The organism is Mammaliicoccus sp. A-M4 (assembly GCF_022386955.1).
GTDB classification, from domain to species: Bacteria; Bacillota; Bacilli; order Staphylococcales; family Staphylococcaceae; genus Mammaliicoccus; species Mammaliicoccus lentus.
Genome location: NZ_JAJNHH010000025.1, coordinates 1 through 10895, shown reverse-complemented (window position 1 = coordinate 10895; position 10895 = coordinate 1). Strand labels below are relative to the sequence as shown.

Annotated in this window: 10 protein-coding genes and 3 pseudogenes; 7 read left to right on the top strand and 6 right to left on the bottom strand. The window is 30.0% G+C overall.

The genetic code is table 11. The features are described from left to right. Window positions 1-94 precede the first annotated feature (94 nt). Window positions 95-697, top strand: a pseudogene (locus LQ682_RS13835) (protein rep); the annotation flags it as partial. Window positions 698-1217: 520 nt separating this feature from the next. On the opposite strand, the gene LQ682_RS13830 reads toward LQ682_RS13835, so the two are convergent. Beyond that, window positions 1218-1418, bottom strand: a complete 201-nt coding sequence (locus tag LQ682_RS13830; protein ID WP_001059083.1) for a cold-shock protein — start codon at window positions 1416-1418, stop codon at window positions 1218-1220. A gap of 392 nt (window positions 1419-1810) precedes the next feature. On the opposite strand from LQ682_RS13830, the gene cadD reads away from it, so the two are divergent. After that, the gene (cadD, locus tag LQ682_RS13825) at window positions 1811-2428 is read left to right on the top strand and encodes a cadmium resistance transporter CadD (protein WP_002508636.1); all 618 of its coding nucleotides are present in this window, start codon (window positions 1811-1813) and stop codon (window positions 2426-2428) included. An 18-nt stretch (window positions 2429-2446) separates the two neighbouring features. Continuing rightward, window positions 2447-2794, top strand: a complete 348-nt coding sequence (locus LQ682_RS13820) for an ArsR/SmtB family transcription factor (RefSeq protein WP_002508637.1) — start codon at window positions 2447-2449, stop codon at window positions 2792-2794. 107 nt (window positions 2795-2901) lie between these two features. Here LQ682_RS13820 and LQ682_RS13815 read toward each other — a convergent pair. The 4 genes and pseudogenes from LQ682_RS13815 to LQ682_RS13805 form a co-directional block, all read right to left on the bottom strand. Then, a pseudogene (locus LQ682_RS13815) lies at window positions 2902-3219 on the bottom strand (protein rep); the annotation flags it as partial. A 218-nt stretch (window positions 3220-3437) separates the two neighbouring features. Beyond that, a complete protein-coding gene (locus tag LQ682_RS13810; protein WP_031796899.1) occupies window positions 3438-4115 on the bottom strand; it encodes a hypothetical protein in 678 nt (225 codons plus the stop codon). Window positions 4116-5003: 888 nt separating this feature from the next. Then, window positions 5004-5148: pseudogene (locus LQ682_RS14305) on the bottom strand (protein rep); the annotation flags it as partial. Window positions 5149-5162: 14 nt separating this feature from the next. Beyond that, on the bottom strand, window positions 5163-6119 hold the full coding sequence (locus LQ682_RS13805; protein WP_031837636.1) for a replication initiator protein A: 957 nt from the start codon (window positions 6117-6119) through the stop codon (window positions 5163-5165). A 414-nt stretch (window positions 6120-6533) separates the two neighbouring features. Here LQ682_RS13805 and LQ682_RS13800 point away from each other — a divergent pair, with 414 nt between their 5' ends. The 4 genes from LQ682_RS13800 to LQ682_RS13785 all read left to right on the top strand — a co-directional run bounded on the left by LQ682_RS13800 (window position 6534) and on the right by LQ682_RS13785 (window position 9587). After that, entirely contained in the window at window positions 6534-7256 is a 723-nt protein-coding gene (locus LQ682_RS13800) for a DUF536 domain-containing protein (protein WP_021286096.1), read from the top strand. Between the two features lie 428 nt (window positions 7257-7684). Further along, window positions 7685-7768, top strand: coding sequence for a 23S rRNA methyltransferase attenuation leader peptide (locus LQ682_RS13795; RefSeq protein ID WP_001814874.1), 84 nt, complete (start codon window positions 7685-7687; stop codon window positions 7766-7768). A gap of 124 nt (window positions 7769-7892) precedes the next feature. Next, window positions 7893-8630, top strand: a complete 738-nt coding sequence (gene erm(B), locus LQ682_RS13790; protein ID WP_002292226.1) for a 23S rRNA (adenine(2058)-N(6))-methyltransferase Erm(B) — start codon at window positions 7893-7895, stop codon at window positions 8628-8630. A 405-nt stretch (window positions 8631-9035) separates the two neighbouring features. Continuing rightward, window positions 9036-9587, top strand: a complete 552-nt coding sequence (locus LQ682_RS13785; protein WP_031837637.1) for a recombinase family protein — start codon at window positions 9036-9038, stop codon at window positions 9585-9587. Window positions 9588-9674: 87 nt separating this feature from the next. On the opposite strand, the gene LQ682_RS13780 is transcribed toward LQ682_RS13785, so the two are convergent. Further along, a complete protein-coding gene (locus LQ682_RS13780; protein ID WP_031837638.1) occupies window positions 9675-10712 on the bottom strand; it encodes a 2,3-butanediol dehydrogenase in 1038 nt (345 codons plus the stop codon). Window positions 10713-10895 lie beyond the last annotated feature (183 nt).

Genomic DNA, 10895 nt, shown 5'->3' with positions numbered 1-10895 from the left:
CTTGTTAAATTGTTTATATCTGAAATAGTTCATACAGAAGACTCCTTTTTGTTAAAATTATACTATAAATTCAACTTTGCAACAGAACCGTTACACTTTAGAACAAAGTTTAAAAGATTTAACAAAAGCTTTTGATAGATTAAGCAGATATAAAAAAGTTAGTAAAAATTTAGTTGGATTTTTGCGTTCAACTGAAGTGACTGTTAATAAAAATGACGGTAGTTATAATCAACATATGCATGTTTTATTGTGTGTTGAAAGTGCGTATTTTAGAAAAAAAGAAAATTATATTACACAGAAGGAATGGGTCGATTTGTGGCAAAAAGCGTTACAAGTTGATTATCGACCGGTGGCAAATATCAAAGCGATCAAACCTAATCAAAAAGGTGACAAAGATATTCAAGCAGCAATCAAAGAAACGTCAAAATATAGTGTTAAATCATCAGACTTTCTAACAAGTAATCAAGAAAAAAATCAAGAAATAGTCAAAGACTTAGAACAAGGTTTATACAGAAAACGTATGTTAAGCTACGGTGGTTTACTCAAACAAAAACACAAAATTTTAAATTTAGATGACTCAGAAGACGGTAACTTAATTAATACATCAGACGAAAAGACAACAGAAGAAGAACAAAAAGCACACTCAATCATGACAATATGGAATTATCAAAAACAAAACTACTACATCAAAAAATAATAAAAAAACTGACCTCAATCAGAAACTATGTATTGTGATTGAGGTCAGTTTTTTTATTATTAAATATTATTGGTTTAATAGTGTTTTGCTTTTGATAATTCTTTACATATCGTCAAGTCGATGTCATGTCGATGTTAAGTAAAAAAGCTTTTTTAGCCCCTGCAGGAACTATGCGATTAAATGGCGCGTTTACCCACTTTTCATGCCAATTTTTAAATTTGCATGTAGATGGGCAGTGTCTAAAAAATAGCCACTGGTTTTGCTTAAATTTTGTTTGTGAAATGAGAATATATTTATTTGGCTTATATTTGCGTTTTAAGAGCCAATATAAGTTTTTAGGTATAAAACTATATAAATTACCCTTAAATCTTTAAAATACCCCTTTAAAATGCAAAATAAGTATATTTGATTATCACATGTGTTTTTGAATTTAGCACGATACCATTTTGGTATGTAAGTGTGCCTTTGGATAAATAAAAAAGTCCTGGTCTATTATAGACCAGGACTTTTTTATTTATCGTTAGACCGCAACAACATTAGTTGCTTGTTCGCCACGTTGACCATCAACTATGTCGAAATCTACGCTTTGTCCATCTTCTAAAGATTTATAGCCTTCTCCAACAATGTTAGAAAAGTGAACGAATACGTCGTTACCATTTTCTCTTTCGATGAAACCAAAACCTTTTTCTGAATTAAACCATTTTACTGTACCGTTATTCATATAGAATACCTCCGAGTGCTTTTGCACATAATATTTGTAACAATTTCATTTATAAAAAAGAGGATATTCTAGAAAAATACACTACAATTAAATTCACGAGCTTTTATTACGTTAGATTAAGTATACGCTTATTTATTGGATAAGTACATCTTTATTTTTAAAAGCACGCATTTATGCCGAGAAAATTTATTGATCGTTGAGAAGAACCCTTAACTAAACTTGAAGACGAATGTCGGCATAGCGTGAGCTATTAAGCCGACCATTCGACAAGTTTTGGGATTGTTAAGGGTTCCGAGGCTCAACGTCAATAAAGCAATTGGAATAAAGCATCTATGATTATTTAAAAATATAAGTTACAATACATTCAAAAATATTTTTGAATGAGGTGTATTATGATTCAAACGGTTGTTACTGCTGCTGTTCTTTATATTGCTACAGCAGTTGATTTATTAGTAATTTTATTAATATTTTTTGCTAGAGCAAAGACTAGAAAAGAATATAGAGATATTTATGTTGGTCAATATTTAGGGTCTATTATTTTAATATTAGTTAGTTTGTTTTTAGCTTTTGTATTAAATTATGTTCCAGAGAAGTGGATATTAGGTTTATTGGGTTTAATACCAATTTATCTTGGAATTAAAGTGGCTATTTATGATGATTGTGAAGGAGAAAAGAGAGCTAAAAAAGAATTGAATGAAAAAGGATTGTCTAAATTAGTTGGTACGGTTGCAATTGTTACGATAGCAAGTTGTGGTGCTGATAATATTGGTTTATTTGTTCCGTATTTTGTGACATTAAGTGTTACTAATTTATTAATTACTCTGTTTGTCTTTTTAATTTTAATTTTCTTCTTGGTATTTACTGCACAAAAATTAGCTAATATTCCAGGAGTTGGAGAAATTGTTGAGAAATTTAGTCGTTGGATTATGGCTGTTATTTATATAGCTTTAGGTTTATTTATTATTATTGAAAATGACACTATTCAAACAATTTTAGGATTTATATTTTAATTTAGGGTGTGATTTTATATGAGTTATGAAAATGCTTGTGATGTGATCTGTGTACATGAGGATAAAGTTAACAATGCTTTAAGTTTTTTAGAAGATGATAAATCTAAGAAATTACTTAACATTTTAGAAAAAATTTGTGATGAGAAGAAATTGAAAATCATATTATCTTTGATTAAAGAAGATGAGTTGTGTGTTTGTGATATTTCTTTGATATTGAAAATGAGTGTTGCTTCAACTTCACATCATTTAAGGCTTTTATATAAAAATGAGGTACTTGATTTTTATAAAGATGGAAAGATGGCATATTATTTTATTAAAGACGATGAAATAAGAGAGTTTTTCTCTAAAAATCAGGAGGGTTTTTGAAACGAGTGAAACGAGTTTCTTCTTGTCTTGATTGTTTATATCTGAAATAGTTCATACAGAAGACTCCTTTTTGTTAAAATTATACTATAAATTCAACTTTGCAACAGAAGCTCTTCTTTAGACACATTAGGCGTTGTTAATGTTAAAAATATAAAATCCTTCTGCTGATCCTGTTTAATATATTTCATCATCAACGATAAACCCAGCGCATCTTTCCTCGCTTTACGCCATGCACACATTGGACAAAATCGATTTTTACAAGGGTTCGCTTTATATAATTTTTGTTTTTTTTAGGTTTTATCAGCCACAAAAGACAAAAATGTATTACAATCCCTCACATAATCCATCTGATCTTCTCCAATATATCCTTGAATGAATTTTTGAAATGCTTGATTTCTACGTTTTTTCTCAGTATACTTATCCATGTTATAATACACAAAAACAACTTAGTTCTACTCTAACTAAGACCCATAAAAAAAGTTGCTTTTTCCCCTTTCTATGTATGTTTTTTACTAGTCATTTAAAACGATACATTAATAGGTACGGAAAAACAACTTTTTTTTGTGCTTAAAACCAGTCATATCAATAACTCAAGACAAGAAGAAACTCGTTTCACTCGTTCTAAAAAACGTTTTATCATTATTCACAATTTATCAAAAGTAATAGAATCATAAACAACCCATGGTCCTTGAAGCGCTCTTTCATAAGTGATATTTACTGAAACAGTCTCATTTATACAAACATATTTACCTTTATTAGCAAAATCATGATTATATAAAATTTTTATATCAAAATCTATTGTAAAGTTAGATTCTGTAAAGTCATTTCTATTTATATACATGGCACCTAATAATAAAGCTGAAAAAATATTTGGTAATCTCAATTCGAATGAATCCCCGCCATCAAGAACTGATATTTTTTCTTTTGTCGTTTCTTCCAAACCAAAAACTTTATCCCAACCATAAGTATCATTACCAAACATATCTTTTTCTATATCAAAATTGTTTTCTTTTTCTTCTGATGCTTTACTTAATAAAAATTCAAAAGTATCATTTTTCCTCACATCAATAGATACAGACAAATCTGTAATTCTTACTTTCGTTGTATTTATAAATTTCAATAAAACATCATATTCCTGTAGCTTTTCGTAACCGTCAATATCCCAATCAATACCTATGTAATCTACAGTTTGTTTATTTTGAGATTCTAAAAAAAGTTGAGGTCTTAAAAGAATATTATCTTTTTTTCTCTGATAAAACACAGTATACATTGAAATACCTAAAGCAAAAATAGATATTCCTAAAGAAATATAAGCGATCAATTCAAGCAACCCCTTTAAATTAGTTTAAATAATCATATCAATTTTCAGAAGAATAAGTACTCAAATTATTAAAAATTTATTCCAATTGCTTTATTGACGTTGAGCCTCGGAACCCTTAACAATCCCAAAACTTGTCGAATGGTCGGCTTAATAGCTCACGCTATGCCGACATTAGTCTACAAGTTTAGTTAAGGGTTCTTCTCAACATCAATAAATTTTCTCGGTATAAATGCGTGTTCTATTTTTTATACATTGCTCACTACGTATTTTGATGTTTTTAAATTCTTTTCAGATTCTCTGCTAAGAGCATAAGGGGACACAATGCCACTACGTGTCACTCAGCATAGCTGAGGTATCTTCTTATGCTTTATACATCTCTTTTAAGCCATGTTAAAACCAAACAGATCATACGCCTAAGACACATATTCCAATTTTAAAATGTATAACCTGTATAAAAGTTTCCTGGCATCGTCAGAACTTGTATTCAGATTCTTTACAAGCCACTTATATCAACGTTTATAAAATTATAGATTCTGATAGATTCTAAAAAACAGCTTATAGATTCTATAATCAACTTTATTTTTTGACTTTATACATTCTCATACATGCTTTATTTTGAATTTTAAGGGGTCATTTTAAATAAATAGGGGTAAATCATATAGGTTTTATATCCAAAAGTTTATATACGCTCTTAAAACGCAAATATGAGCCAAATAAATATATGCTAATTTCACAAACAAAAATTTGAGCAAAACCAGTGTCGAATTTTTTAGACACTGCCCATTTACATGCAAATTTAAAAATTGGCATAAAAACTGGTCAACCATGACGGTTGAACGCTATATTTCCTGCAGAGGCAAAAGGCATAAAAAAACGCTAGCTTTTGAGCTAACGTTTCGCATTTTTTAAATAATAATTTTGTTTTTCGAAATTCCAAATTGCCATCTTCAGCATCGTCTAAATTTAAAATTTTATGTTTTTGTTTAAGCAAACCACCATAACTCAACATACGTTTTCGGTATAAACCTTTTTCAAATCATTCACGATTTACTGATTAAAAATATTATATTTCGCCATATTTTGTCTTCTCATATCGGCTGAATAGCGTTCTTCAAGTTCACTTAAAATCGTCTTCATTAAATACCCTTGCATCGAACTGAGTGTTTCTTTTTGGCCTTTAACACCTCTATCATGTATCGCTTTTTTAACTCTTTTTAAAGATATTAATATTTCATCTTCAATATGTTCTAACATATAATACGTATCATCGTGATTTGAGTTAAACGATTTTTTGGCTTTAAGAATAATAGCTTTTATCATTTTTAAATCTCTATAATCATAATTTAATAAATAATTCGTTAATTGATCTGGGAATTCTTGTAATAGAATTTCTTTATAATCTTTATCATCCAAATTATTTGAAAATTGATTTGTGTGATTTGAATGATTGCTTATTTTATTTTTAGCCGCTATATCATTCAAGTCATTCATATCATTATTCTTAGTCTTTATATAATCAGTATTATTTAAGTTAGTATCATTAGATTTTGATTTTCGAAATTCTTGTTTTTTGATTTTCAAAACTCTTGAATTTTGATTTTCACTATTCTGGAATTTTGATTTTCGAAATTCCTTGTTGTTACTGGTTTTGGAAGGCTTTTTTGGTTCTAATATATATATCTTATTAGGTTTGTTTAAACCTATTCTTTCTTGTTCTAATAAATTAAAATTTTCTAATTCCTTTTTAATTTTAGTTACTTTTTGAGTTCCGCAATTTAAAAGTTCACATAAATCTTTAGTAGTAAATATTAAATATACATTCCCATTTTCATCAATCCAGTTATTCATTTTAGATAATTCAAAACGATCTCTAAACATACAGTAGGCAATTTTTGAAGAATCACTAAGTTTTCTAAAATATTCATCTTCAAATAAAAATTTATAAAGTTTATAAAATCTTTCTTGTTCAAATTCTTGTATTGTAATTCTTTTGAAATTTGACATAATAAAAACCTCTTTCCGAATTTTAGTATGGTAAGAGGTAATAAAACGCTTTTATATAGCTTTACATTTATTTAACGATTTAAGTTCTTGCACTAAGGTGTCATTCATTATATAATACAAGTATAAAATTGATATTAAACAAACGTGCCGCAACGTTTTATTACCAAACCCCGACTATTACCAGTAGTTGGGGTTTTTAATGTGTTAAGACTATTATAGCACTTTAAACAAGGTTATAAAAGGAGAAAATAAGAGTTTGTCAAGGGTTGATAAAGGTTTGTCAATGACTATAAACCTTTGACAAACCTTTGACGAAATAAAATCATTTCATCTTTTATAACTTTGAATATAAAACATCATAAGTTTATAATATAGCATAAAGGGTTGATAAACATTTTATAAAGGGTTGATTATATGAAAAGTGTGAAAATCTTAAGTGAAGAATTAGGGGTTAGTAAGCAAACAATTTTTAATAACATTAAACGATTGAATATAGAGACATTGAAACAGGAAAATACTTCCTTTATTAAAGAAGATACGGATATAGAAAAAATTATTCAAAGGGTAAATGAAAATAAAAAGAAATATGGTTTTGAAAGTACTGCAGAAGACAAACAAAAAAAAGAGTCAGATAATAATGTTGAATCCAAAAGTAATGCTCAAATAGTAGAAATCCTTAAAAAACAGATTGATACTTTAAATGATCAAATTGAAAGACAAGAAAGTCGTCATGAAACAACAATTGAATTTTACAGAAAAGAGTTGCAAGAAAGGTCAAAATTGCTTGAAAATCAACAAGTATTAGCATTAGAAAGTAATAAAAAAATTCAAAAGTTAGAGAATCAATTAGAAGAAGAAAGACAGCTTAATTACTCTTTTGATAAAGTGACTAATGATAGAGAAAATATTAATGCACAAGAAGCCGATTTTACTGAAGAACCTAAAAATACTAACCAACAACAAGAGGAAAATCAAACAACGGATTATAGTGTTATATCTGGAGAGAATAAGGATGAAGATATAAAAAAAGTTACTACAGAGGAAGAGAAACGAGCTAAAGAACAAGAAAGTGAGACTAATAATGAGGTGGAGCAGCCATCTAAAAAAGGATTTTGGAGTCGTTTGTTTGGTAACTAATTATATTAAAAAGGGGTCCCGAGCGCCTACGAGGAATTTGTATCGATAAGAAATAGATTTAAAAATTTCGCTGTTATTTTGTACATTTAACTTGACGGTGACATCTCTCTATTGTGAGTTATTAGTGGTACAGTTTTCAACCGTTTTAATTATAAAAAAGTGGTGCATTTTTAAATTGGCACAAACAGGTAACGGTTATTGCAGGTGTATTTCTTATCTATGGGTTTAACATGGATTTTATCATTAAAATCATGAGTATTGTCCGAGAGTGATTGGTCTTGCGTATGGTTAACCCTAAAGTTATGGAAATAAGACTTAGAAGCAAACTTAAGAGTGTGTTGATAGTGCATTATCTTAAAATTGTGTATAATAGGAATTGAAGTTAAATTAGATGCTAAAAATTTGTAATTAAGAAGGAGGGATTCGTCATGTTGGTATTCCAAATGCGTAATGTAGATAAAACATCTACTGTTTTGAAACAGACTAAAAACAGTGATTACGCAGATAAATAAATACGTTAGATTAATTCCTACCAGTGACTAATCTTATGACTTTTTAAACAGATAACTAAAATTACAAACAAATCGTTTAACTTCTGTATTTATTTATAGATGTAATCACTTCAGGAGTGATTACATGAACAAAAATATAAAATATTCTCAAAACTTTTTAACGAGTGAAAAAGTACTCAACCAAATAATAAAACAATTGAATTTAAAAGAAACCGATACCGTTTACGAAATTGGAACAGGTAAAGGGCATTTAACGACGAAACTGGCTAAAATAAGTAAACAGGTAACGTCTATTGAATTAGACAGTCATCTATTCAACTTATCGTCAGAAAAATTAAAACTGAATACTCGTGTCACTTTAATTCACCAAGATATTCTACAGTTTCAATTCCCTAACAAACAGAGGTATAAAATTGTTGGGAGTATTCCTTACCATTTAAGCACACAAATTATTAAAAAAGTGGTTTTTGAAAGCCATGCGTCTGACATCTATCTGATTGTTGAAGAAGGATTCTACAAGCGTACCTTGGATATTCACCGAACACTAGGGTTGCTCTTGCACACTCAAGTCTCGATTCAGCAATTGCTTAAGCTGCCAGCGGAATGCTTTCATCCTAAACCAAAAGTAAACAGTGTCTTAATAAAACTTACCCGCCATACCACAGATGTTCCAGATAAATATTGGAAGCTATATACGTACTTTGTTTCAAAATGGGTCAATCGAGAATATCGTCAACTGTTTACTAAAAATCAGTTTCATCAAGCAATGAAACACGCCAAAGTAAACAATTTAAGTACCGTTACTTATGAGCAAGTATTGTCTATTTTTAATAGTTATCTATTATTTAACGGGAGGAAATAATTCTATGAGTCGCTTTTGTAAATTTGGAAAGTTACACGTTACTAAAGGGAATGTAGATAAATTATTAGGTATACTACTGACAGCTTCCAAGGAGCTAAAGAGGTCCCTAGCGCCTACGGGGAATTTGTATCGATAAGGAATAGATTTAAAAATTTCGCTGTTATTTTGTACAATAAGGATAAATTTGAATGGTACCATAAACGATCGTTTTTGATACAAACCCTCTTAACTTAATATTAAGAGGGTTTTCTTGGATATCGAAGTCTAAAAACTTGTGTTATAATCAATGTATCATAAATACCAAAAAATATGAGTTTTCAGACGATGAGAGCCGCGTTTATTTGCATCAAGAACTAGATTTCATTAGTAAGTACTCATAAAACGATTAAAAGAGGTGGTATTCAAATGGCTAAAATTGGTTATGCACGTGTATCAACACAAGATCAAAGTCTTGATGGACAGATTGATACACTTGAGGAATATGGTTGTGAACGTATCTTTAGCGAGAAAGCGAGTGGTCGCAAAACGAAACGAACGGAACTTGATAAATGCTTAGATTATTTACGTGAAGGCGATATTTTAGTTATCTATAAACTAGATCGTCTTGGCCGAACAACCAAGCAATTAATTGAGTTATCTCAATGGTTAGATGATAATAGTATTGATTTACATATTATAGATATGAACGTATCAACCAAAGATGCGATGGGCAAGATGTTCTTTACTATGATGAGTGCATTTGCGGAACTTGAAGCTAACTTATTAAGTGAACGAACTAAAAAAGGACTAGAAGCAGCAAGAGCAAGAGGGCGAAAAGGCGGCAGACCTTCATTGCCTGACCATAAGAAAAGAGAAATTAAATTTCTATACGATGAACAAAAACTTACAGGCGAAGAGATTGCTAAACAAACAGGAGTGAGTCGTTCTACTGTATATAGAATAATAAAAATGAAGTAGTAAAAACAAATAATCACAGAAAGAAAACTAATGAAAGGAGAATCTTCAAATTAGAGATTCTCCTTTCATTAGTTTTTATAATCTATATTATAATTTAACGAGAATTTTTGCTTGTGATTTATCGTTTACAAGTTGTTCAAATCCTGACTCCACAATATTATCTAGCTCTATTTCATCAGTAATAACATCTTTAACTTTTAAATTACCTTCATTAATTAAATCTATTGTTTGTTGAAATGTAGTAGGTGTATAAGCAATCGTTGAAGTAAGTTTTACACCTGTATTAGTTAATTGCATTGGATTCCATTCAATAGGATGACCAAATATAGACACTATAACGACAGTACCTCTTGCTTTAGTAACGTCTATAGCAGATTTAAGTGTTGGTGCTACACCAGCTACTTCAAATGCTACATCCACGCCATTATCTGTATGTTTATTAATAACATCACTTGGGTTTGATTCACCAGAATTGATAGTATGAGTAGCACCTATTGCTTTAGCTTTATTCAATCTTTCTTCTGATAAATCAAAAACAAATATCTTACTTGCACCTGCAGCTTTAGCTGCTATGACTGTTAATAAACCGATTGGACCTGCACCAAAAATAGCAACAGTATCGCCAAATAGAACTTCGCCTTCTTTAATTGCTTGAACTGCAACAGCGGTTGGCTCTACAAGAGCGCCTTCTTTATCAGAAACCTTATCTGGTAGCTTATAAACGTTCTCTTCTGGGACATTTGTAAATTCTGCAAATCCACCATCAGAACCTAAACCTATAAATGAATAACCATCGTAAAGATCAATATTTTCTTCTTTTTCACGATTTGAAACTGTAGGATTAATGACAACACGATCGCCTTTATTAAATTTTGTAACCTTAGAACCAATATCATCTACTACACCTGCAAATTCGTGGCCTAATGTAACGGGCGCTTTTTGGCCAAGGAACGGGTCAGGTTTGTCTGTTGAAATAAATATAGGGCCTTCTAAGTATTCATGTAAATCTGTCCCACAAATGCCAGCCCAAGACACTTTAACTTGAACCTCATTATCTTGTAACTCTTTAGATTTTCGATCTTCAACTCGTACATCCTTTTGACCATACCAAACTGCTGCTTTCATTGATAAAACCTCCTTGTTTTAGTTAATTTAATAGTATACCTTTTAAAAGTTACTTTGCAACAGAACCACTTTTATAATAACTTATGTTTGCGGGTTCTGTTGCAAAGTAAAAAAATATAGCTAACCACTAATTTATCATGTCAGTGTTCGCTTAACTTGCTAGCATGATGCTAATTTCGTGGC